The sequence below is a fragment of the Streptomyces cinnamoneus genome, assembly GCF_002939475.1.
Lineage (GTDB): Bacteria > Actinomycetota > Actinomycetes > Streptomycetales > Streptomycetaceae > Streptomyces > Streptomyces cinnamoneus_A.
The window spans coordinates 1,800,112-1,823,725 of record NZ_PKFQ01000001.1 but is presented as its reverse complement, the minus strand read 5'-3'; the positions used below and the strand labels follow the sequence as shown (position 1 = coordinate 1,823,725).

At 71.1% G+C, this 23,614-nt stretch carries 19 protein-coding genes; 13 read left to right on the top strand and 6 right to left on the bottom strand.

Annotation, left to right across the window (positions count from 1 at the left end):
* The first annotated feature begins 11 nt into the window (after positions 1-11).
* Positions 12-539 carry an SMI1/KNR4 family protein gene (locus tag CYQ11_RS07505; protein ID WP_099197350.1) on the top strand — a complete coding sequence of 176 codons (528 nt, stop codon included), beginning with the start codon at positions 12-14 and terminating at the stop codon, positions 537-539.
* 254 nt (positions 540-793) lie between these two features.
* Here CYQ11_RS07505 and CYQ11_RS07500 read toward each other — a convergent pair whose 3' ends face one another.
* Complete coding sequence (locus CYQ11_RS07500; protein WP_099197349.1) at positions 794-1,018, bottom strand: hypothetical protein; 225 nt, start codon at positions 1,016-1,018, stop codon at positions 794-796.
* Positions 1,015-1,212, bottom strand: coding sequence for a hypothetical protein (locus CYQ11_RS07495; protein ID WP_099197348.1), 198 nt, complete (start codon positions 1,210-1,212; stop codon positions 1,015-1,017). Before CYQ11_RS07495 ends, CYQ11_RS07500 begins: the two co-directional genes overlap by 4 nt.
* Positions 1,213-1,370: 158 nt before the next feature.
* Here CYQ11_RS07495 and CYQ11_RS07490 point away from each other — a divergent pair, with 158 nt between their 5' ends.
* The 6 genes from CYQ11_RS07490 to CYQ11_RS07465 all read left to right on the top strand — a co-directional run bounded on the left by CYQ11_RS07490 (position 1,371) and on the right by CYQ11_RS07465 (position 12,065).
* A complete protein-coding gene (locus tag CYQ11_RS07490; RefSeq protein ID WP_099197347.1) occupies positions 1,371-2,339 on the top strand; it encodes a helix-turn-helix domain-containing protein in 969 nt (322 codons plus the stop codon).
* 246 nt (positions 2,340-2,585) lie between these two features.
* Complete coding sequence (locus CYQ11_RS07485; protein ID WP_240003069.1) at positions 2,586-3,725, top strand: hypothetical protein; 1,140 nt, start codon at positions 2,586-2,588, stop codon at positions 3,723-3,725.
* Positions 3,726-3,806: 81 nt separating this feature from the next.
* Positions 3,807-4,787 (top strand): prolipoprotein diacylglyceryl transferase, encoded by a 981-nt coding sequence (gene lgt, locus CYQ11_RS07480; RefSeq protein WP_104650973.1) that lies wholly within the window; start codon positions 3,807-3,809, stop codon positions 4,785-4,787.
* Positions 4,788-5,012: 225 nt separating this feature from the next.
* Positions 5,013-5,744, top strand: coding sequence for a VIT1/CCC1 transporter family protein (locus CYQ11_RS07475; protein ID WP_099197345.1), 732 nt, complete (start codon positions 5,013-5,015; stop codon positions 5,742-5,744).
* Between the two features lie 311 nt (positions 5,745-6,055).
* A complete protein-coding gene (gene gltB, locus CYQ11_RS07470) occupies positions 6,056-10,612 on the top strand; it encodes a glutamate synthase large subunit (RefSeq protein WP_099197344.1) in 4,557 nt (1,518 codons plus the stop codon).
* The gene (locus CYQ11_RS07465; protein WP_099197343.1) at positions 10,605-12,065 is read left to right on the top strand and encodes a glutamate synthase subunit beta; all 1,461 of its coding nucleotides are present in this window, start codon (positions 10,605-10,607) and stop codon (positions 12,063-12,065) included. The genes gltB and CYQ11_RS07465 overlap by 8 nt, the downstream gene beginning before the upstream one ends.
* 83 nt (positions 12,066-12,148) lie before the next feature.
* Here the strand turns inward: CYQ11_RS07465 and CYQ11_RS07460 are convergent, their stop codons facing one another.
* The 3 genes from CYQ11_RS07460 to CYQ11_RS07450 all read right to left on the bottom strand — a co-directional run bounded on the left by CYQ11_RS07460 (position 12,149) and on the right by CYQ11_RS07450 (position 15,343).
* A complete protein-coding gene (locus CYQ11_RS07460; RefSeq protein WP_099197342.1) occupies positions 12,149-12,814 on the bottom strand; it encodes a calcium-binding protein in 666 nt (221 codons plus the stop codon).
* Positions 12,811-14,004 carry a non-hydrolyzing UDP-N-acetylglucosamine 2-epimerase gene (wecB, locus tag CYQ11_RS07455; protein WP_099197341.1) on the bottom strand — a complete coding sequence of 398 codons (1,194 nt, stop codon included), beginning with the start codon at positions 14,002-14,004 and terminating at the stop codon, positions 12,811-12,813. Before wecB ends, CYQ11_RS07460 begins: the two co-directional genes overlap by 4 nt.
* A 76-nt stretch (positions 14,005-14,080) precedes the next feature.
* Positions 14,081-15,343, bottom strand: a complete 1,263-nt coding sequence (locus tag CYQ11_RS07450; protein WP_099197340.1) for a glycosyltransferase — start codon at positions 15,341-15,343, stop codon at positions 14,081-14,083.
* 531 nt (positions 15,344-15,874) lie between these two features.
* On the opposite strand from CYQ11_RS07450, the gene CYQ11_RS07445 reads away from it, so the two are divergent.
* Together CYQ11_RS07445 and CYQ11_RS07440 are read left to right on the top strand one after the other, a co-directional pair.
* Positions 15,875-17,692 (top strand): DUF2334 domain-containing protein, encoded by a 1,818-nt coding sequence (locus CYQ11_RS07445; protein ID WP_240003068.1) that lies wholly within the window; start codon positions 15,875-15,877, stop codon positions 17,690-17,692.
* Positions 17,693-17,697: 5 nt separating this feature from the next.
* Positions 17,698-18,774, top strand: a complete 1,077-nt coding sequence (locus CYQ11_RS07440) for a glycoside hydrolase family 113 (protein WP_240003083.1) — start codon at positions 17,698-17,700, stop codon at positions 18,772-18,774.
* 32 nt (positions 18,775-18,806) lie between these two features.
* On the opposite strand, the gene CYQ11_RS07435 is transcribed toward CYQ11_RS07440, so the two are convergent.
* Entirely contained in the window at positions 18,807-19,682 is an 876-nt protein-coding gene (locus CYQ11_RS07435; protein WP_099197337.1) for a hypothetical protein, read from the bottom strand.
* 178 nt (positions 19,683-19,860) lie between these two features.
* Here CYQ11_RS07435 and CYQ11_RS07430 point away from each other — a divergent pair, with 178 nt between their 5' ends.
* The 4 genes from CYQ11_RS07430 to CYQ11_RS07415 all read left to right on the top strand — a co-directional run bounded on the left by CYQ11_RS07430 (position 19,861) and on the right by CYQ11_RS07415 (position 23,582).
* The gene (locus CYQ11_RS07430) at positions 19,861-20,661 is read left to right on the top strand and encodes a S1 family peptidase (protein ID WP_099197336.1); all 801 of its coding nucleotides are present in this window, start codon (positions 19,861-19,863) and stop codon (positions 20,659-20,661) included.
* A gap of 261 nt (positions 20,662-20,922) precedes the next feature.
* Positions 20,923-21,651, top strand: coding sequence for a hypothetical protein (locus CYQ11_RS07425; RefSeq protein ID WP_099197335.1), 729 nt, complete (start codon positions 20,923-20,925; stop codon positions 21,649-21,651).
* Positions 21,652-21,747: 96 nt separating this feature from the next.
* The gene (locus tag CYQ11_RS07420; protein ID WP_099197334.1) at positions 21,748-22,428 is read left to right on the top strand and encodes a response regulator; all 681 of its coding nucleotides are present in this window, start codon (positions 21,748-21,750) and stop codon (positions 22,426-22,428) included.
* Positions 22,425-23,582, top strand: coding sequence for a sensor histidine kinase (locus CYQ11_RS07415; protein WP_099197333.1), 1,158 nt, complete (start codon positions 22,425-22,427; stop codon positions 23,580-23,582). The genes CYQ11_RS07420 and CYQ11_RS07415 overlap by 4 nt, the downstream gene beginning before the upstream one ends.
* Positions 23,583-23,614: the final 32 nt, after the last annotated feature.

The window sequence follows — 23,614 nt, the reverse complement described above, 5'->3', positions numbered from 1 at the left end:
AATGTCCTTGAGTGTCCGATTTGATGGAGGTGGATGGGTTGCAGGAAATGATCGCGCAACTTGTTGAGAAGCGTGCTCGCGAGGTTGCCGAGGAGCCAGGTGCTTACAGCTTGATCCAGCTGCGTCCGTCAGCAACGGAAGAGCAGTTGGCAGAACTGCAAAGTGTAGTTGGGCAGGCGCTGGAGCCGAGATATCGGGAATTTCTCTCGGTGAGCGACGGGCTGGATAACTTCTACTTCGAGATGCCAATTCTCGGGTGTCAGGACTGGCCTGAGAGTGCGGCCCTGATTCGTGCTCAATCATTTCTTGAGCTAATCCTCGACATGGGGACGCTGGAAGATGAGGGTCTGCCGTCCACCAGCAGGCTTGTTCCCGTATCGGTCGATGAAGATGAGACCAACGGGATCTTCATGATCGACACTCTGGGTGCGACGCAGGACCGCTTTTGGTGGGTAGGTGAAGGCTCAAGCCTGCTATTCCCTGACTTCGCAGCCGTGATGGCGTACGTGATCGATCCCGCTGGCTATCTCTTGCGATAGCTCTTACATCACGCGAGTCAGTCGAATTCAGCTCGGCGTAACCAGCCGAGGACGGCCCGCCCCGGTTCGCCGGGGCGGGCAGTCGTGCTTTTAAGGGTGCGCCACGCGCAGGTGGACGCCCATTGCTACGGTCGCCGCTTCGGCGCCGGAGCGGTCGCCGGCTTCCAAGGCCTTGGCCCGTTGCCGCTTGACGTTCTGGCACTCCGCGCAGCGCGTCCCGGATGCGGGCCTCGGCCGGGCCGTCTTCTGGTTCGTCACCGGGCCTGCCTCCGCACGCTGCGGTGGTTGAGGTCCGCGACCTTCGCTCGCAGCTCGTCGTTCGCCGTGGCGGGCCGGACGTCGCATGGCGACGCCTCCCACTCCTCCCTGCTGGTGAGGTCGCGCAGCGACACCCGCCCGTCGCTCACCTCGACGACCTCGCCGACGCGGTCCCGTCTGACGTCGACCACCCACGTTCCGGCTTCGGGCGCGGCGTTCACCGGGTCACCTGCGCGCGGTGGGGCTGGCGGGGGATGAAGTTGATGCCGTGTGCGGAAACGACGACGGTGTAGGTGTAGGGGTGCTCGGTGGCCCTCGGGCAGTGCGGGGGCTTGCGCCGGGGTGGTGGGGGAGTGGGGACGGGGGCGAGCAGCGCCCTTACCCGGCGGAACCAGCGGGCGATATGGTCGGTCATGTCGACGCTCCTTGTTCAGCGTTGGCCGCGCCCCGGGGCCGTTCACGCGGTCGCCGGGGTCCTGTCTGCCGCCCATCGTCGGATTTCCCCTTGGCCACACGGGAGTTGACCGGCCTTGACTAAACTTGAAGCGACAAGTCAATGCCTAGGGGTTCACCGTGAGCGACTTCGCTGATCTGGCCCGCCGTGCCCTGCGGGACAACGGCTATTCCATGGGTGCCGCAGCTCGGGCGATCAACTACGACCTCTCCTACCTCTCCCGCGTGCTGAACGGGAAGCAACAGCCGTCCCCGAAGCTGGCTGAGGCGTTGGACCAGCTCGTAGGGGCCGGAGGTGCGCTGTCCGCAGTGGTGCTGAGCGCCGACGACCGTTCGCGGGTCTCGCGCAGCGTTGAGCGGCCATCCCGTCTGGACGCGGGAACGGTGGAGGCGCTGGGCGGTGTGCTGGCCGCCTACCGGCGCCTGGACGACGCCCTTCGCCCCGAGGCGGTCATCCCGGCCACCCTTACACACGTCAAGGACGTGACCCGCATGCTCAAGGACGCGCGCGGACCCCGCCGGGACCAGCTCACAGCCGTGGCGTCGGAGTTCGCCCAGTTCGCCGGGTGGATGCTGGCTCAGGTGCGCCGCGACGACGAAGCCGTGTCGATGCTGACCCAGGCACTGGAGCTCGCGGACTCGATCGAGGACGGCACCCTCGCCGCACAGGCGCTGAACTTCCGCGGCTATCTCGCCCGCCAGCAAGGAAGACAGCAAGGCGTCGCCAGGTGGTTCGCCGCGGCCGCCGGCACTCCGGGTGCCCACCCCGCTCAGCGCCTGGGCGATCTACTCCAGTCGGCCGCCGGGCTGGCGGCTCTCGGCGAGAGAGATCAGGCGCTGCGCGCCGTGGAGCAAGCCGAGCGGTTGTCGGACGTGGCCGCCGCCGTGCCGCCGCCTGAGACCGCCTACTGGCTCACGCCGGAGTTCAACCGACTGAACATGGGCCTGTGCACCCTTGCACTGGGGCGCTACGACGAGGCCGTCGATCACATCTCTGTGGGACTCGCGGGCCTGCCTGAGGAGCAGCGGGGCGCTGCCTGGACGCAGGAGCACCGGGACGCCCTGCGGAGAGCGCTGGCGGCTCGCTGACTTGCCCCGAGGGCCGCTGTGGCAGCGGTTACCTCAGCCGTGACCCTAGGTCGGATGGAGGATTCCGCTGGGACGGCTGTGCCGCTCCGGCGCCTGACACCGACGGGCGGTCGAGAACGCCCTCGACGGCCGTCCAACCCGCTCTGACCCGTGTCCGAGCACGCCTCTACAGTGCCCTCTGACCTGGTGATCCATTGAGAGCAGACAAGAGGGCGTGCCGTGACGGTCGAACCACCTGAGAGACCCTTGACCGACGAGGACTGGGAGCGTTTCGCCCGGGACACCGAGCAGTCGATCCGTGAGTCCGCCCCCAAGGAGCCGTCGGCGCGGGCCCGTATGGTCACCGATCGGTTGCGGCGGCAGGACGAGGCCGCCGCGAAGGCCCGGCGGAAGGGGCTGGGCGGGTTTCTCGGCCGGGGAGGCGGGAACGTTCCCCCGTCGTACCCCGAAGGCTGGCGCACCGGGCCCGCCTGGCAGGAGATGAACGGGAAGGCCGCCCGCAAGCGCCGGATCCTCGGCGGTGTCGGGGTCGTCCTGGCCGTCGCCGTGGGCGCCACGTTCGTACTCAATCCCGGCGACGTCCTCTCCCGGATACCCGGCGGCTGGGGCAAGGAGAAGGAGGCCCCGGCGTCGTCCGAGGGCACCGCGACCCTCGACCGGCCCTTCGCCGGTTCGCCGGCGGAGGAGTACGCCGATGGAGCGGCGGGGATCGTGCTGCCCGAGGCCACGGCCGTGGGCCAGGTGCCGAAGGAACGAGTCGCCTCGGCCCTGCAGCTGACCAAGGACTTCCTCGTCGCCGCCAACCTCGATCCCGCGACCCTGCGCGGCGAGCGCCCGGCCGCCGCGCTGGACCTGCTCGATCCGGAGCAGGAAGGGATGATCGCCAAGGCGAGCGCCTCCCTGCGCGAGCCCGACCGCGAGAACGATCCGCTGACTCTCTTCAGCCGCTTCGACCCGGACGAGGTCCGCGTGGTGGGCGGTGCCGTCAAGACGCAGGGCCGGATGACCTTCGCGGAGGGGAAGGGCGGCGTCGTCACCATCCACGCCGACTACACCTTCGTCTACCCGCTGACGAAGAAGGACAAGGGTTCGCGGCAGGTCGCGCGCAGCATCGTGCGCCGCGTCGTCGACACCGAGATCCTCGACCCCGCCCGCTTCAGCGTGACGCCCGGCAAGCTGGTCATCGCCCGCCACATGATGGACATCGGCAACACCACCTGCGACGTCCACGACGGGTTCATCCACCCGCGATTCCCCAGGCTCGTTCGCCACGGCGAGAAAGAGGACGAGTCCGGGCCTTCCGTCGACCCCTACGACCGCAGCCGCGAGCTGGGCGCCGAGGACGAAGTCCGTCGCGGGGAGTGCGGAAAGGTCACCCGGACATAAGTGCCACCCGTGGCGTTACGGAGCTGTTGCGCCAGGCGGGGTGCCACCTGCGCGTTCCGGCAAGGTAGCGTCGTAGCTGTCATGGAACTCGCATACATTCCCAGCCCGTCGACCGGCGTGATCCACCTCGGGCCGGTCCCGCTGCGCGGCTATGCCTTCTGCATCATCATCGGCGTCTTCGTCGCCGTCTGGCTCAGCAACAAGCGCTGGATCGCACGGGGCGGCCGGGCCGGGACGGTCGCGGACATCGCCGTGTGGGCGGTGCCGTTCGGGCTCGTCGGCGGCCGGCTGTACCACGTGATCACCGACTACGAGCTGTACTTCGGGTCGGGCCGGAACTGGGTCAACGCCTTCAAGATCTGGGAAGGCGGACTGGGCATCTGGGGGGCCGTCGCGCTCGGCGCCGTCGGTGCCTGGATCGGCTGTCGCCGTCGCGGCATCCCGCTGCCCGCGTGGGCCGACGCCGTCGCGCCCGGGCTCGCCGTCGCGCAGGCCATCGGGCGCTGGGGCAACTGGTTCAACCAGGAGCTGTACGGCAAGGCCACCGACCTCCCCTGGGCGCTGAAGATCGACGCCAACCCCGCCATCGGCCGCGTCGGGGGCACGTACCACCCCACGTTCCTGTACGAGTCGCTGTGGTGCCTCGGCGTCGCGGCGCTCGTCATCTGGGCCGACCGGCGGTTCAAGCTGGGGCACGGCCGTGCCTTCGCGGTGTACGTCGCCGCGTACACCGTGGGGCGCTTCTGGACCGAGTACCTGCGCGTCGACGAGGCCCACCACGTCCTGGGCCTGCGGCTCAACGGCTGGACGTCGATCCTGCTCTTCCTCGCCGCCGTCGCGTACATCGTGATCTCCACCAAGCGCGTCCCCGGCCGGGAGCTCGTCGTCGAGCCGGCCGCCGAGGTGGAGGTGGCCGACGGGAAGGCGAAGCCGGAAGACGCCGAGCCCGCCGCCGCGGGCGACGCGAAGCCCGGAACGGACAAGCAGGCGAAGCCCGGCACGGCGAAGCCCGCCCCCGACGCGAAGCCCGGCACCGCGAAGTCCGGCACCAAGAAGCTCTGACGCTCCGCGTCACCCCTCCGCCGTCGTGGCCGACGACCTCGGCCACGGCGGCGGATCTTTGTTTCCGGCCCCGGCCGAAATTCGCACCCCCTCTGATAAAACCGCAGGTCAGCGAGGTAAGTTCGGCCTTCCTTGCTAGCGGATCACCCCCATTCGTGCGTACCTTCGAGTCATGGGGGGTGGGGCGAAGGGCCCGTACCCCCGGGGAAGGGAGCACCCGGAGAAATGGCTGTCCTCGATACGGCAGCGGCCACGCACGTAGCCCACCGCGACAACCACACGCACCGCGATGTGAACGGCGGCTGGCTGCGACCCGCGGTGTTCGGCGCCATGGACGGGCTGGTCTCCAACGTGGCCCTGATGACCGGCGTCGCCGGGGGCACGGCCTCCGCCGACGCGATCGTCATCGCCGGTCTGGCCGGCCTCGCCGCCGGCGCCTTCTCGATGGCCGCCGGCGAGTACACCTCCGTCGCCTCGCAGCGCGAGCTCGTGCTGGCCGAGCTGGACGTGGAGCGGCGCGAGCTGCGCAAGCACCCGGCGGACGAGCTGGAGGAGCTCGCGGCGCTGTACGAGTCCCGCGGCGTCGAGCCCAAGCTGGCGCGCGAGGTCGCCCGGCAGCTGTCGAAGGATCCGGAGCAGGCGCTGGAGATCCACGCCCGTGAGGAGCTGGGCATCGACCCGGCCGACCTGCCCTCGCCCACCGTCGCGGCCGTCTCCTCCTTCGGTTCGTTCGCGCTGGGCGCCCTGCTGCCCGTGCTGCCGTACCTCCTCGGCGCCACCCAGCTGTGGCCGGCCGTCCTGCTGGCGCTGCTCGGACTGTTCGCCTGCGGGGCCGTCGTGGCCCGCGTGACGGCCCGGACGTGGTGGTTCAGCGGGCTGCGGCAGCTGCTGCTCGGCGGGGCCGCGGCGGGTGTGACGTATCTCCTCGGTATTGCCTTCGGCACCGCCGTGGGGTAATTCTTATGCGCGCTTCCGCATAACGTGTGTGTTTCCCCGCGGTTTCAGTTCCTCGGTGGCAGGGCACAATCCGGAAGCGCAGCGGGCAACGCCGCCCGTGCTGTGCTGATCTCCGGTGCGGCCGGGCCTGGCGATCCCAGGGAATCCGGAGTGCCCGCCCGACCCTCTGGTGTCCATATGGTGGACCCCCTCTTCCACTTCTTGAGAAGCGCCCCATCATGTAGCTTGCACCGACTTTCACCCAGCGAGGGCCAACGTCGTCCCTCGGCACATGCCTCTGACATGACTGCCAGACGACGACGGGAGCGCCGATGCGCCACGCATCCCACCCCGCCCCGCAGGGGATGTACGACCCTCGCAACGAGCACGACGCCTGTGGCGTGGGATTCGTAGCGACTCTCACCGGCGAGGCGAGCCACGCGCTCGTCGAGCAGGCGCTCACCGTTCTGCGCAACATGGAGCACCGCGGCGCCACCGGCTCGGACCCCGACTCGGGGGACGGCGCCGGCATCCTGATGCAGGTCCCGGACGCGTTCCTCCGCGAGAGTGTGGACTTCGCCCTCCCCGAGGCCGGCGCCTACGCCGTGGGCATCGGCTTCCTCCCGGCGGACGACCGGGAAGCGGCCGCCGCCGTCTCGCAGATCGAGACGATCGCCGCCGAAGAGGGCCTGGCCGTCCTCGGCTGGCGCGAGGTCCCCGTCGCCCCCGAGCTGCTGGGCGCCGGCGCCCGCGCCACCATGCCGGCCTTCCGGCAACTGTTCGTCGCGGACGCCGACGGCGAGGTGTCCGGCCTCGCCCTCGACCGCAAGGCCTTCGTCCTGCGCAAGCGCGCCGAGCGGGAGGCGGACACCTACTTCCCGTCCCTGTCCGGCCGGACGATCGTCTACAAGGGCATGCTGACCACCGGGCAGCTGGAGCCGTTCTTCCCGGACCTCTCCGACCGCCGGTGCGCCACCGCCATCGCGCTGGTCCACTCCCGCTTCTCCACCAACACCTTCCCCAGCTGGCCGCTGGCCCACCCGTACCGCTTCGTCGCCCACAACGGCGAGATCAACACGGTCAAGGGCAACCGCAACTGGATGCGCGCCCGCGAGTCCCAGCTGGCGAGCACGCTGTTCGGGGAGGGCGAGAACCTGGAGCGCCTCTTCCCCGTCTGCACCCCCGACGCCTCCGACTCCGCCTCCTTCGACGAGGTCCTGGAGCTGCTCCACCTCGGCGGGCGTTCCCTGCCGCACAGCGTGCTGATGATGATCCCCGAGGCATGGGAGAACCACGCCTCCATGGATCCCGCCCGGCGCGCCTTCTACCAGTACCACTCCACACTGATGGAGCCCTGGGACGGCCCCGCCTGCGTCACCTTCACCGACGGCACCCTCGTCGGCGCCGTTCTCGACCGCAACGGCCTGCGCCCCGGCCGCTACTGGGTCACCGACGACGGCCTGGTCGTGCTCTCCTCCGAGGTCGGCGTCCTGGACATCGACCCCGCCAAGGTCGTCCGCAAGGGCCGGTTGCAGCCCGGCAAGATGTTCCTCGTCGACACCGAGGGCCACCGCATCATCGAGGACGACGAGATCAAGGCCGCCCTCGCCGCCGAGCAGCCCTACCAGGAGTGGCTGGAGGCCGGGCTGATCGACCTGGCGGACCTCCCCGAGCGCGAGCACATCGTGCACACCCACGCCTCGGTCACCCGCCGCCAGCAGACCTTCGGCTACACCGAGGAGGAGCTGCGCGTCATCCTCGCCCCGATGGCGAAGTCCGGGGCCGAGCCGATCGGCTCGATGGGCACCGATTCCCCCATCGCCGCGCTCTCCGAGCGGCCCCGCCTGCTCTTCGACTACTTCACCCAGCTGTTCGCGCAGGTCACCAACCCGCCGCTGGACGCCATCCGCGAGGAGCTCGTCACCTCGCTGATCTCCTCCCTCGGCCCCCAGCGCAACCTGCTGGAGCCGACCGCCGCGTCCTGCCGCAGCGTCACCCTGCCGTTCCCGGTGATCGACAACGACGAGCTGGCCAAGCTCATCCACATCAACGCCGACGGCGACCTGCCGGGCCTGAAGGCCGTGACCCTCTCCGGCCTGTACCGGGTCGCAGGCGGCGGCGAGGCGCTCGCCGCCCGCCTCGCGGCCATGTGCGCCGAGGCCGACGCCGCCATCGAGGGCGGCGCCCGCCTCATCGTGCTCTCCGACCGGCACTCCGACGCCGAGCACGCCCCCATCCCGTCCCTGCTGCTGACCTCCGCCATCCACCACCACCTCATCCGCACCAAGCAGCGCACCCAGGTGGGGCTGCTGGTCGAGGCCGGCGACGTCCGCGAGGTCCACCACGTCGCGCTGCTCATCGGTTACGGCGCGGCCGCCGTGAACCCCTACCTCGCGATGGAGTCCGTCGAGGACCTCGTCCGCGCGGGCACGTTCCTGCCGGACACCGCCCCCGAGGACGCCATCCGCAACCTCATCAAGGCGCTCGGCAAGGGCGTCCTGAAGGTCATGTCCAAGATGGGCATCTCCACCGTCGCCTCCTACCGCGGCGCCCAGGTCTTCGAGGCCGTCGGCCTGGACGAGGGATTCGTCGCCACCTACTTCCAGGGCACCGCCACCAAGATCGGTGGCGTCGGGCTGGACGTCGTCGCCCAGGAGGTCGCGGCGCGGCACGCCAAGGCCTACCCCGCCACCGGCATCCCCGCCACCCACCGCCGCCTCGACATAGGCGGCGAGTACCAGTGGCGCCGCGAGGGCGAACCCCACCTGTTCGACCCCGACACCGTCTTCCGGCTCCAGCACTCCACCCGTGCCCGCCGCTACGACATCTTCAAGCAGTACACCCAGCGCGTCGACGAGCAGTCCGAGCGCCTGATGACGCTGCGCGGCCTGTTCTCCTTCACGAGCGACCGCCCCTCGGTCCCCCTCGACGAGGTCGAGCCCGTCAGCGAGATCGTCAAGCGCTTCTCCACCGGCGCCATGTCCTACGGGTCCATCTCGCAGGAGGCCCACGAGACCCTCGCCATCGCCATGAACCGGCTGGGCGCCAAGTCCAACACCGGTGAGGGCGGCGAGGACCCCGAGCGTCTCTACGACCCCACCCGGCGCTCCAGCATCAAGCAGGTGGCGTCCGGCCGCTTCGGCGTGACCAGCGAGTACCTGGTCAACTCCGACGACATCCAGATCAAGATGGCCCAGGGCGCCAAGCCCGGCGAAGGCGGCCAGCTGCCCGGACACAAGGTCTACCCCTGGGTCGCGAAGACCCGGCACTCCACCCCCGGCGTCGGCCTGATCTCGCCGCCCCCGCACCACGACATCTACTCCATCGAGGACCTCGCCCAGCTCATCCACGACCTCAAGAACGCCAACCCCGCGGCCCGCATCCACGTGAAGCTGGTCTCGGAGGTCGGCGTCGGCACGGTCGCGGCGGGCGTCTCCAAGGCCCACGCCGACGTCGTCCTCATCTCCGGCCACGACGGCGGCACCGGCGCCTCGCCCCTGACGTCCCTCAAGCACGCGGGCGGCCCCTGGGAGCTGGGCCTGGCCGAGACCCAGCAGACCCTGCTGCTCAACGGGCTGCGCGACCGCATCGTCGTCCAGACCGACGGTCAGCTCAAGACCGGCCGCGACGTGGTCGTCGCCGCCCTCCTCGGCGCCGAGGAGTTCGGCTTCGCCACCGCGCCCCTCGTCGTCTCGGGCTGCGTCATGATGCGCGTCTGCCACCTGGACACCTGCCCGGTCGGCATCGCCACCCAGAACCCCGTCCTGCGCGAACGCTTCAACGGCAAGGCCGAGTTCGTCGTCAACTTCTTCGAGTTCATCGCCGAGGAGGTCCGCGAGATCCTCGCCGAGCTGGGCTTCCGCACCCTCGAGGAGGCCGTCGGCCACACCGAACTCCTCGACACCGGCCGGGCCGTCGGCCACTGGAAGGCCCAGGGCCTCGACCTCGCCCCCCTGCTGCACGTGCCGGACCTGCCCGCCGGGGCCGCCCGCCACCGCACCACCGCACAGGACCACGGCCTGGCCAAGGCGCTCGACAACCAGCTGATCAAGCTCGCCGCCGACGCCCTCGACACCGTCGGCGCCGAGGAGGCCCAGCCGGTCCGCGCCCACCTGCCCATCCGCAACATCAACCGCACGGTCGGCACCATGCTCGGCCACGAGGTGACCAAGAAGTACGGCGGCGCCGGGCTCCCCGACGACACCATCGACATCACCTTCACCGGCTCCGCGGGCCAGTCCTTCGGCGCCTTCCTGCCGCACGGCGTCACCCTGCGCCTGGAGGGCGACGCCAACGACTACGTCGGCAAGGGCCTCTCCGGCGGCCGGATCGTCGTCCGCCCCGACCGCGGCGCCGACCACCTCGCCGAGTACTCCACCATCGCCGGCAACACCCTCGCCTACGGCGCCACCGGCGGCGAGATGTTCCTGCGCGGCAGCGTCGGCGAACGGTTCTGCGTCCGCAACTCCGGCGCCACCGTCGTCTCCGAGGGCGTCGGCGACCACGGCTGCGAGTACATGACCGGCGGCAAGGCCGTCGTCCTCGGCCCCACCGGCCGCAACTTCGCAGCCGGCATGTCCGGCGGCGTCGCCTACGTCGTCGACCTCGACACCGACAACGTCAACAAGGAACTGGCCGGCGCCGTCGAAGCACTCGACGACGCCGACCGGCGGTGGCTGCACGGCGTGGTGCGCCGCCACCACGAGGAGACCGCCTCCACCGTCGCGGCGGCCCTCCTCGCCGACTGGGACACGGCCGCGACCCGCTTCCGCAAGGTCATCCCGGCCACGTACAAGGCAGTGCTCGCCGCCAAGGACGCCGCCGAGCGAGCCGGTCTGACCGAGACCGAGACCCACCAGAAGATGATGGAGGCGGCGACCCATGGCTGACCCGAAGGGCTTTCTGACCACCGACCGCGAGGTCGCCCGCACCCGTCCCGTCGCCGAACGCGTCCGCGACTGGAACGAGGTCTACGTCCCCGGCTCCCTCCTGCCGGTCATCAGCAAGCAGGCGAGCCGCTGCATGGACTGCGGCATCCCCTTCTGCCACAACGGCTGCCCGCTGGGGAACCTCATCCCCGAGTGGAACGACTACGCCTACCGCGACGACTGGCAGGCCGCCAGCGAGCGGCTGCACGCGACCAACAACTTCCCCGAGTTCACCGGCCGCCTGTGCCCCGCTCCCTGCGAGTCCGCCTGCGTGCTCGGCATCAACCAGCAGCCCGTCACCATCAAGAACGTCGAAGTCACCATCATCGACAAGGCGTGGGACGCCGGGGACGTCACCCCCCAGCCCCCCGAGCGGCTCTCCGGCAAGACCGTCGCCGTCATCGGCTCCGGCCCCGCCGGCCTGGCCGCCGCCCAGCAGCTGACCCGGGCCGGCCACACCGTCGCCGTCTACGAGCGCGCCGACCGCATCGGCGGCCTGCTGCGCTACGGCATCCCCGAGTTCAAGATGGAGAAGCGGCACATCAACCGCCGCATCGAGCAGATGCGCGCGGAGGGCACCAAGTTCCGCACCGAGGTGGAGATCGGCCGCGACATCGACGCCGCCAAGCTGCGCAAGCGCTACGACGCCGTCGTCATCGCCGCCGGCGCCACCACCTCCCGCGACCTGCCCGTGCCCGGCCGGGACCTCAAGGGCGTCCACTTCGCCATGGAGTACCTGCCCCTGGCCAACAAGGTGCAGGAGGGCGACCTGACGGTCTCCCCGATCAGCGCCGAGGGCAAGCACGTCGTCGTCATCGGCGGCGGCGACACCGGTGCCGACTGCGTCGGCACCGCCCACCGCCAGGGCGCGGCCTCCGTCACCCAGCTGGAGATCATGCCCAGGCCGGCGGACGAGCGGGCCGCCCACCAGCCCTGGCCGACCTTCCCCATGCTCTACAAGGTCACCTCGGCGCACGAAGAGGGCGGTGAGCGGATCTACTCCGTCTCCACCACCCACTTCGAAGGCGACGCTGACGGAAACGTCCAGTGGCTGCACCTCGTCGAGGTCGAGTTCACCGGCGGCAAGCTGGAGCAGAAGCCTGGCACCGAGCGGCGCATCCCCGCCCAGCTCGTCACCCTCGCGATGGGTTTCACCGGCACGGACCGGCAGAACGGTCTCGTCGAGCAGTTCGGCCTGGAACTGGACGAGCGCGGCAACGTCGCCCGCGACGCCGACTACGCCACCAACGTCCCCGGCGTGTTCGTCGCCGGCGACGCCGGCCGCGGTCAGTCGCTCATCGTCTGGGCCATCGCCGAGGGCCGCTCCGCCGCCCGCGGAGTGGACCGCTACCTGACGGGTACGAGCACCTTGCCGGCACCCGTCCGGCCGACCGACCGGGCGCTCACCGTCTGACGGACCCGCCCCCGAACCGCGGCGCCTGCCTCACCCCCCGACCGAGGCAGGCGCCGTCGTCCGTGCGGACCCGGTCCCGCGCCCTACTCCGGCGCGCGCACGGAGAGGTCGGTGAACAGCACCCGCGCGTCCTCGGTGTAGACGCCGACGTTCCCCTTCAGGTAGGGGCGTTCCCGGTCCGCGTAGCCGACCAGTCCCCGGCCGTCCACGCTGACCTCTATCCGCGCACCGCGCTGGGCGACGCGCACGTCCGAGGTCCTGCCGATCGGGAAGTGCTCGGCCCCGGTCGCCAGGAACCGCTGGCCGCCCGGATACGCCGGGTCGCGCTTGCCCAGCTCCCAGCCGTTGGGCTTGAGGGTGATGTAGTAGAAGTGCTCCGGGTCGTTGTACGCCCACACCAGCCACGGCACCTCCCAGGGGTTGGGCTCCGGGGTGCGCAGCTGGGCGAGGGTGCGGACCTTGGCCCGGAAGTCCACGTCCTCGTACTGGCGCGTGGAGACGATCAGCCCGGCGTGGGTCTCGCCGGGCTCGCGGGCGGGTCTGGGGGAGAGGGCCAGGCCGTCGTGGCGGCCGATGTTCTCCCCGTGGCCGTCGAAGACCGACCGCCACGAGCCGTGGACCGAGCCCTCGGCCCACGGCCGCTCCGGCTCCCCGCTCTCCTCCCAGACGTTGCTCACGGCTATGGCGATACCCACTACCACGGCGGCCGCGAGCAGGGTGAGGGCGAGAAGCCGGTGAACTCTCGTCATGCCGTCGAGTATGACCCCGGACCGTCGGGCTGGGGCGCGATCAGCGTGGTGGGCGCGGGCAGCACGCCCGCGTCCGCGCCGAAGTCCTCGGCGAGCTGCGCCACGATCCGCTCGGTGGCCCGCCCGTCCCCGAAGGGGTTGCCGGCCGTCGCCATCCGTTCGTACGCGGCGGCGTCGTCCAGCAACCGGACCGCCGCGTCGAGGACGGCGTGGGGCTCGGTGCCCACCAGGGCGGCGGCTCCCGCCTCCACCGCCTCGGGCCGCTCGGTGGTGGTGCGCAGCACCAGGGCCGGCTTGCCGAGGCTGGGCGCCTCCTCCTGGATGCCGCCCGAGTCGGTCATCACCAGGTCGCAGCCGGCGAGGGTCGCGGAGAAGTCCACGTAGTCCAGCGGCTCGACGACGCGGATGCGGGCGTGGCCGGACAGCTCCGGCAGCAGCGCCTCGCGCACGGCGGGGCTCTTGTGCAGCGGCAGTACGATCTCCACGTCGCCGCGGTCGGCGAGCTGCCGCAGGGCCTTGCCCATGGCCCGCATCTTGTCGCCCTGGTTCTCGCGGCGGTGGAGGGTGACCAGGACGCGCCGCAGGTCGCTTTCGAAGAGGTTGGCGCCGGTGCCCTCCTCCAGCACCCACAGCAGGTTGTCGATGACGGTGTTGCCGGTGACGAAGACCTCCGCCGCCGGCACCCCCTCGGCGGTGAGGTGGCCGGCCGCGCGGGGCGTCGGTGCGAAGTGCCAGCGCGCGACGCGGCCGATGAGGCGGCGGTTGAGCTCCTCGGGGAACGGGTTGTCCAGCACCCCGGTGCGCAGTCCGGCCTCCACGTGGGCGACGGGGACGTGTTCGTAGAACGCGGCGAGGGCGCCCGTCAGCGCGGAGGTGGTGTCGCCCTGGACGACGACGAGGTCCGGGCGCTGCTCGCGGACGACGTCGCCCAGGCCGTCGATCAGCCGGGCCGTCAGCTTGGACAGCTCCTGGCGGTCGCGCATGACGTCGAGTTCGACGCGGGCGGGGACCTTGAGCAGGGCCAGCATCTGCTGGAGCATCTCGCGGTGCTGGCCGGTGGTGACGACGAGGGGGTCGAAGAGCGGGGACGCGGCCATGGCGCGGGCGAGGGGCGCGAGCTTGATGGCTTCGGGGCGGGTGCCCAGGACGAGCATGGCGCGTACGGGCGTGCTGATCACGTTCGGGGACATGGTGGTCTCCCTCGAAAGGTGCGTGCTGTGCTGATGGGTGGAGGAGAGGGGAGCCGGACGCCGGTGCGGCGCGGCGTCAGGTGCGCGCTGTCTTCAGCCAGGTCTGCTTGCCGGTGAGCATCCGCCACAGTCCCCACCATCCGGCGGCGAACCAGATGTAGCCGTAGAAGACGAAGACGTGGGAGAGCAGGACGGCGCGTGTGAGGCCGAGGTTCCGCTCGCGCCGGGAGTAGACCCAGCCGTAGGCGTACGCGGCCGTGAAGGACAGCACGTACGGTCCGAGGACGAACATCGGTGAGAACAGCGGCCGTCCGGCCTCCACGGAGCCGATGAGCGTGCCGGCCGTGGCGACGAGGAAGGACAGCGGGAGCAGCGAGGTGAGCAGGATCAGGACCGGGCTGGAGAGGTGGTACATGAGGTCCACCGCGGCCCGGGTGGGCACCTCGCGCAGGATGAGCGGTACGAGGTTCGCCGACTGAAGGTGTCCCTGGAACCAGCGTGAGCGCTGGCGCACCAGTCGTCCCACGTCGAGGACGGCCTGCTGGGAGACGGCGGCGGTGGTGCAGTGCTGGTTGGTCCAGCCGCGGGCGATGAGGCGCACCCCGAGGTCGAGGTCCTCGGTCAGGGAGTCGCTCCAGGGGCCCCTGCCGTCCGGGCCGCCGAGGGTGTCGAGCGCGGCCAGCCGCATGAACTGGCCGTTGCCGCCCATGCCGACGCTGCCGAAGTAGCGCCGGGCGGTTTGGAAGATGTCGCCGTAGATGACGAATTCCATGTCCTGGAGGCGGGCGAGCAGACCCTTGTGGCGGTTGTACATCCGCACGCCGATCTGGGTGGCGCCGGTGTGCGGGTCGTCGAAGTAGGGGTCGACCGCCTGGACCACGTGGGGGTCGAGCCGGCCGTCGGCGTCGACGACGCAGACGATGACGTCGCGCGGGTCCCGGCCGTCGAGGAGGCCGGATTCCCGCAGGTGCCGAATGCCGGCGTTGAGGGCGGCGCCCTTGCCCCTGCGGGCGTCGGGCAGGTGCCGCTGGAGGAGCTGGACCCGGCCCTGCGAGGAGCGGCCGGCGGCGCGCGCGATCTCGGCCGTGCCGTCGTCGGAGGCGTCGTCGATGACGAGTGCCATGAAGTTCCCCGCCGGCAGGGAGGTGATGCGGGCCAGGCTCTCGGCGAGCACCTTCTCCTCGTTCAGGCAGGCGAGGAGGAAGACGTACAGACGCTCGGCGCGGGGACCGCGGTCCCGCCGGACGCGGCGTCTGGAGAGGACGAACAGGGTGGTGTTGTAACAGCCCGCCATCACGATGATGGCGATGCTGCCCCACAGCAGAACTGCGGCGATCATGGCCGGTCACCGGAGTTCCGGAGCACGAACCAGAATTTCGCCGAAAGAAGGACGGCGGCTATCGAGCAGTAGAGCAGAAAGCCGGCGCCGGCGGCTTCCTGTAGTCCCCTGGCAAAGGGTATGCCCGGAATGACTTCTGGGGCTGCCGTCAGTCCGGCGAAGGGCAGGACTGTCCCCAGAGCGGGTTTTCCGTACATGAGTTCCCCCCGGATTCCGCCTCGTCTTGAGGCGTGCGGTGGGAAGGTATCAGACCTGGCAAGGAGTTTCCGGGGTGATGGTGAGAGTTGTTCGATCGGAACTGTTAATTCTTTAAACCAACCGGTTGTTATGCCTGTTCGAGTAGGGCGTGTGACGGGTGTGACGTTTGGTCTGTGCCAATGAGGGTGACGGTAATTGCCCGTTCCAGACCGCAATTGTCTATTGACACCCTTCTCAGGCGGCACAAGAATCAGCCAACTGTCGGTACTTCACGCCTTCTCGGCGGGGGGACGGCACCGGCTCGTTCAACCAGGGGGAACAAAAATGAATGAAATGCGAGGGAGATCAGGGGCTTCCCGGATCTCGCTCATCCTCGTCCTCGTCGCCGCCTTGCTGGGCGGCGTCTCTCTTTCCACGGGCGCCGAGGCCGCGATAGCCGTGAAGAAGCCCAGCCCGCCGCACGGACTCACGGGCGTCGGCTCGGCGTCGCTCTCCGGCGTCGGCACCACGGACCTGAAGTCATGGGTGTCCAGCCGGCTGCAGGCGGACGTCCAGCGCCGGGCCGGCAAGCTCACCGTCAGTCCCGCGCCGCTGACCGCGGCCGCGGCCGCCGCGCCGCTCGCCGCCCCGACCGGCACCTCGGCCCTCGTCCTCTACGACACCACCGGGCCCTACGGCTATCTGGGCGAGCTGTACGCGATGGCCGTCGCCAACCTCGCCGGCCACTTCGGAACCGTCACCTCCAAGCCCGTGTCGGCCTACACCGCGGGCCTGGTGGACCAGTACACCGCCACCGTCTACATCGGCTCGACGTACTACGGCGGTTCGATCCCCGACGCCGTTCCGGCCGTCTTCTACCAGGACGCGCTGAAGACCACCAAGCCCGTCAGCTGGGTCGGCGACAACATCTGGAACATGGCCAACGCCGTCGGCATCGAGGCCTTCAAGCAGAAGTACGGCTGGGACCCCACCAACTCGTTCTTCGAGACCGGGGGCAGCGTCGGCAACATCACCCAGGTCGCGTACAAGAACCAGACGCTGACCCGGAAGATCCCCACGGGCTTCGACGGGGGAGTGCTGCACCCCGCCCTCTCCGGTGCCGGCTATCCGCAGGTCACCGAGCTCGCGACGGCCACCGACGCCAATTCCGGGGCCACCAGCCCGTGGGCGGTCCGCTCGGGCAACCTCACCTACGTCGGCGAGATCCCCTTCACCTACGTCTCCGAGTCGGACCGTGTGATCGCCTTCGAGGACCTCCTCTTCGACGGCCTCGCCCCCGCGACCACCGAGCGGCACCGCGCGTTCGTGCGCCTGGAGGACATCAGCCCCAAGGCGGACCCGGCGCAGCTGCGGGCGATGGCCGACTACCTCTACTCGCAGAAGATCCCCTACGGGATCAACGTCATCCCGGTCTACAAGGACCCGAAGGGCGTCTACAACGGCGGCAGGGCCGAGACCGTCACCCTCGCCCAGGCACCCAAGGTCGTCACCGAGCTGAAGTACATGCTCGCCCACGGGGCCGTGCTGATGAACCACGGCTACACCCACCAGTACAACAACGTCAACAACCCCTACACCGGGGTCACGGGCGACGACTTCGAGTTCTTCCGCGCCCACGTCGACGCCGCCGACAACGTCATCTACGACGGGCCGCCCGCCGAGGACTCCACCCTCTGGGCACAGTCCCGGGTGACGTCGGCCCTCGGCGCCTTCGCCGCCGCCGGCCTGCCCAAGCCCACCCTCTGGACGACCCCGCACTACGCGGCCTCCGCCACCGACTACCGCGTCCTCGGCCAGAACTACACCGCGCGCCTGGAGCGTTCGCTGTACTTCGCCGGAACGCTCAGTGGCGGCGCGGTGAACGCCAGCAGGTACATCGGGCAGTTCTTCCCGTACGCCGTCAAGGACGTCTACGGTACGACCGTGCTCCCCGAGAACATCGGCAACTACGAGCCCGAGCCCTTCAACAACCACCCGGCCCGCCTGCCCGCCGACCTGATCGCCTCGGCCAAGGCCAACCTGGCCGTCCGCGACGGCGTGGCGAGCTTCTTCTACCACCCGTACTACGCGGTGGACCCGCTGAAGCAGACCGTCGACGGCATCCGGGCCCTCGGCTACACCTTCGTCGGGCCCACGGAACTCGCGCAGTGACCGCGATGGGGAGGACGGCCGCCGTGTTCGCGGCGGTGGCCGTCCTCCTCGTCGCCGGATGCTCCTCCTCCGGCGACGAGGACGCTCCGGTCCCCCAGGACAGCGGCCGGACCGGCGGCCAGCCCGACGACAGGAAGGTGAACGGCATGCGCGGCATGACCCTCCCGTCGTGGAACACCGACGACTACGGCAGTCCGCAGGCCGGAACGTATCTGCGGCAGATCGCCGCCACCGGCGCCCGGTGGGTGACCTTCACCCCCACCTGGTACCAGGACCGCGTCACCGACTCCGCCCTGCGCACGACGGGGGAGACGGCCGGCGACGACAGCCTGCGCCACATCATCCGCCTCGCCCACGAGGCAGGCCTGAAGACCATGCTCAAACCCCACGTCGACCTGGTGAAGGGCGGTGACCGCGCCGAGATCAGGCCGCGCGACCCGGACGCCTGGTTCGCCGACTACGAACGCTTCATCACCCACTACGCCCGGCTCGCGGCGGACACGGGCGTCGAGCAGTTCGCGGTCGGCACCGAGCTGGCGGGCACCTCGGGTGAGGGCGGGCGCTGGAGCAGGACCATCGCCGCGGTGCGCGAGCGCTACAAGGGCCCGCTGACGTATGCCGCCAACTACGACGAATACCGGAGCGTTCCGTTCTGGAAGGACCTCGACGTCATCGGCATCGACGCGTACTGGCCGCTGGCCGACAAGGCCACGACCGACCCGGCGCGGCTGCGGCAGGCGTGGCAGCCCATCGCCGAGACGCTGGCCGCCTTCTCCGCACGGCAGCACCGCAAGATCCTCTTCACCGAGGCGGGCTACGTCAGCCAGCGCGGCTCCACGACGGCCCCGTACTCCTGGACGGTCAGCAAGCGCGACGGCGACGCCGAACAGGCCGCCGCCTACGACGCGTTGCTCGCGGCGTTCGACGGCAAGTCGTGGTGGGAGGGGGTGTGCTGGTGGATGTGGGACGACTGGCCGGACAGCGGTGAGACGGCCAAGCGCCTGGCGTACACCCCGCACGGCAAGCCCGCGGAACAGGTCCTGCGCAGGTGGTGGGCGAAGCCCGGCTCGTCCGGCGGCTGAGCGCGCCGCCGGGGGAGGCCGCGCGGAGCCTCCTAGGTGTCGCACTCCAGCACCGACCTGCACAGCCCGCACCGCGCCCGCACCCGCCCGCGCACCGGCACCCGGATGCGCTGATGGCACGTGGGGCACGGGAAGCTCACCCGCGACGCGCCGTCGCTCTCGAACGCGTACCCGGCGCCGCGCGGCGCCACCCCGGCCCGCCGGTCGCGGGCGTAGCGGTGCCGCGCCAGGCGCCCGGCCGCGGCGAGCGGGGGCCGGCGCCCGTCGCGGCGCGCCCACTGGGCGCCCCTGACGTAGGCGTCGTACGCCTGGGGGCTGGTGAACCAGGGCGCCGGGTCCTCGCCGAACGCCAGCGCCCGCTTGGCCAGGACGTATCCGAACTCCTCCGGCGTGAGATAGCCGAGCTTCTGCGTCGCGACCGACGACTCCCGGTAGGCGTCCAGCAGCAGCCAGCCGGCGCCGAGGTAGGCGGCGGCGGTGTCGGTGAGGATCTCGTTGTCGCGGGTGCCGGGGAACTCGAGGCCGAGCCGGTGCAGGTAGACGTGCATGACCTCGTGGGAGAGGGCGGCGCCGATGTCCCGGCGGTGGGTCTTGAAGCGCGCGTTCAGCTCGATGAAGTACTCGGGACCGGCGGCGAGTTCGACACTGCCCGCGTGGCGCATGTCCCGGAAGCTGACGATCATCCGCGCGTCCGGCAGCCGCAGGTGCCGCACCATCGAGCCCGCCACGCGCTGCACGCCCAGGTAGGGGTCCTCGTCGTCCGAGAAGGCCACGTCCACCGGCGGCACGCTGGTGTCGAAGGCGTGGACGGTGTCGTAGGAGAGCCGGCGGTACAGCGCGGTGATCGCCGAGCGCACGGTCTCCACATGGGGGAAGCCGTGCTCGATCACGGTCTGAGGGACGCCCACGCCTGACCACCCCCGTGCGGTTGCCGCTGCCCTTCCACTGTACGGGCCGCGGCCCGCCGACTGGCCGAAAACCGGGCTGGGTCCGGCCCTCACCCGCCCCGATAATCACCTTGCGCATTGTCATGAGCCCAACAACCCACCAGTGCGATGCGCGCAACCCTCCACGAAAGGAAGACCGTTGCGCAACTACCTCAAGGCGCTCAAGAGATGCACGGCCGTCGGGGCGATCGCCCTCGCCGGGTTCAGCCTCCAGCCCGGCAGCGCCCAGGCCGCCGACCCCGGCCCCCGGCCGGGCCCGGGCGTCGTCGGCGGCACCCGTGCCGCGCAGGGCGAGTTCCCCTGGATGGTGCGGCTGTCCATGGGCTGCGGCGGAGCCCTCTACACCCGGCAGATCGTCCTCACCGCCGCCCACTGCGTGAACGGCAGCGGTGCCAACACCTCGATCACCGCCACCGCGGGCGTCGTCGACCTCAACTCCTCCCAGGCCGTCAAGGTCAAGTCCACCCAGGTCCTCCAGGCACCCGGCTACAACGGCACCGGCAAGGACTGGGCGCTGATCAAGCTCGCCAAGCCCGTCGACCTGCCCACCCTCAAGATCGCCGACACGCCCGCCTACAACCAGGGGGACTTCACCATCGCCGGCTGGGGCGCCGCGAGCGAGGGCGGCGGCCAGCAGCGCTACCTGCTCAAGGCCACCGTCCCGTTCGTCGACGACGCCACCTGCCAGGGCGCCTACGGCGGCAGCCTCACCCCCGCCGAGGAGATCTGCGCCGGCTACCTGGACACCGGCGGCGTGGACACCTGCCAGGGCGACTCCGGCGGACCCATGTTCCGCAAGGACGACTCCGGCGCCTGGACCGAGGTCGGCATCGTCAGCTGGGGCCAGGGCTGCGCCCGGCCCGGCTACCCCGGCGTCTACACCGAGGTGAGCACCTTCGCCTCCGACATCAAGTCCGCCGCCGCGAGCCTCGGCGGCTGAGCCCCGTCCCCGCCGCCCGCACCGGCGTGCCGGGCCGCCGCTGACCCGGACGGCCCAGCCCCGGTGCGGGCACCGGCGGCCCGCGAAGGGCCCGCCACCCCTGCCCCTGGTATGACGCCCACGGCCTCCGTCATCCTTTCGGCCGAGATGAGAATGGTCGGACAGTCGAGGTGTGGGCCGTATAAACGCCCGTAACGTGAGGGCGTGGCCCGTCGGCACGGGCCACCGTCCTCAGCCCACCGTTACGGAAAGGCACGCTCCGTGTCCGTGAAGTCCCGCCTCGCCGCCGCCACCGTCCTGACCGCCGCCGTCGCGGCCGTGGCGTACCCGACGGCCGGTGCCTTCGCCGCGGACACGGCACACCGCGACACCCGTCCCGGCACCCCCGCCACCAGCCACCAGGTGCAGCTGCCGGACGGCAGCCGGGCCCGGCTGACCTCGGGCCGCTCGGGCACCACCGTGACCGTCACCAGCGCCCGCGGACACCACACCCTGGACGCCGGCCGCCCCTCGGCCGACCTGGACCGCCTCCACCTGCGGATCATCGGCGGCGACACCACGCACCCCACCCTGCGGGCCCGGCTGGACGGCACCCGGCTGACCAACTACTACGACTTCGCCTCCGGCTCCCTGCGGCACACCGCCGACGGCAGCGACCTCGACCGCCCGGTCCGCGAGGGCGACAGCATCGCGGACTACCGCAAGGAGTCCCCGGCCGGGCCCGCCGCCACCGCCGTCCCCGCGCAGCCGCGGCCCCACGGCGCCCCCGCCTCCGCCCAGCCCCACGCCTCCGCCAAGGGCAAGCCGCCGCACGACTCCTCCGGCAACCCCGTCAAGCGGGTCGTCGAGGCCGGCCAGGTCATCAAGGCCAGCCACGACGTGGGCGACGTCGGCACCCCCGTCCTCGCCGCGGGCGTGGCCCTCCTCGCCGTCGGCGGCGCCTACGGCGTGCGCGTGGCCCTGCGCCGGGGCGGCCGCGGCGAGTCCTGACCGCGCCCTGCGGTTGCGGCACCGGGACACCCCCTGTGCCATGGAGAGACGCCCCGGCGCAGGCGACGGATCTCCACGAAGGGCGAGGGCACCAGCATGGCGATCACCGTGGTCATCGCGGACGACCAGGAGATGGTCCGCACCGGCTTCCGGATGATCCTGGAGAGCCAGCCCGACATCGAGGTCGTGGCCGACGTCGTCGACGGCGAGGCCGCCCTCGCGGCCGTCGAACACCACGACCCCGACGTGCTGCTGCTGGACATCCGGATGCCGAAGCTCGACGGCCTGGAGGTCACCCGCCGCCTGTCCGCCCTCGCCGCCGCCCACCCCGAGCGCGGGCAGCGCCCCCGCGTCGTCATCGTCACCACCTTCGACCTCGACGAATACGTGCACCAGGCCCTCCGCAACGGCGCCTCGGGCTTCCTGCTCAAGGACGCCAGCCCCGCCATGCTCGTCGAGGCCGTCCACGCCGCGGCCGTCGGGGACTCCCTCATCTCACCCGCGATCACCGTCCGGCTGCTGCGCGACATGGCCCCGGGCGTCGGCACGGCCGGCACCCTCCGGCAGCCGGCCGAGCCGCTCACCGACCGCGAGGCCGACGTCGTGCGCTGCCTGGCGCGCGGCGCGACGAACGCCGAGATCGCCTCCGAGCTCTTCGTCTCCCTGTCCACGGTCAAGACCCACCTGGCCAACGTGCAGACCAAGCTCGACGCCCGCAACCGCGTCGAGATCGCCGCCTGGGCCTGGGAGAGCGGGCTGGCCACGGGCGGCACGTGAGCAGACGGTCGGGCTGGGCCACCCGCCACCCCCGGCGGGCGGCGGTCGCGAACGCCGCCCTCGGGGTGGCGCTGCTCTGCCTCGTCGCCTTCGAGGGCACGGCCCTCGCCCGCCGGCCCAGCGAGCCGCACGCCCTCGTCCTCGCCTCCGGCGTCGCCGTCTGCCTGTGCGCCGTGCCCTACGGCTGGATCCCGCTGAACGTACGGGCGGCCGTCGCCGTCGCCGTCTCCTGGACCACCTCTGCCGTCCTGATGGCCGGGACGCACCCCACCGTCGTGTGGGGCATGGGGGAGGACGTGGCCCTGCTCGTCCTGCTCACCGGCGTCGTCAGCCGCTCCTCCGACCGCGCCGCCGCGATCCTCGGCCCGATGCTGGCCCTCGCCATCGTCGCCGCGCCCGTGCGCGACCTCAACCCGGAGTGGTTCACCGCCCTGTTCACGGTCCTGCTGGCCGTCGTGGGCAGCTACTCCCTGCTGCTGCGCGGCCACGCCGCCCAGCGCGTGCGCGACATGGCCGCCGTGCGCACCGCCGAGCGGCTCGAACTCGCCCGCGAACTCCACGACCTCGTCGCCCACCACGTCACCGGCATCGCCGTCCAGGCCCAGGCCGCCCGCTTCACCTCCCTGGACGGCCCGGCCGCCGCCTCGGCCTTCGAACGGATCGAGACCTCGGCCGGCGAGGCCCTCGGCGCGATGCGCCGCCTGGTCGGCGTCCTGCGCGAGGGCGAGGCCCAGACCGAACCGCTGGCCGGCCTGCCCCAGGTGCGCGCCCTGGCCGAGGACTTCACCCGGACGGGCCCGCCCGTCGCCCTGTACATCGAACGGGGCATGGAGCGTTGGATCCCCGGCGACGTCGCGGCGGGCGTCCACCGGGTCGTCCGCGAGGCCCTGACCAACATCCGCAAGCACGCCGCCGACGCCACAGCCGTGCGCATCGGCGTGCGCGGCGGCCCGGAGGGCGTCGAACTGCGCATCGCCGACGACGGCAAACAAGCCGCACAACTGTCCGAACAGGCGCGGGGTGGCGGCTTCGGTCTCGTCGGCCTCGCCGAGCGGGCCAAGGCGATGGGCGGCCGCCTGCACGCCGGCCCGGCGCCCGAAGGAGGCTGGCAGATCACCGCGGTCTTCCCGGTGGACCGGGGCCCGAGGGCATGACCCACGGCGCTGTTCGCCCGGCGCTCAATCCG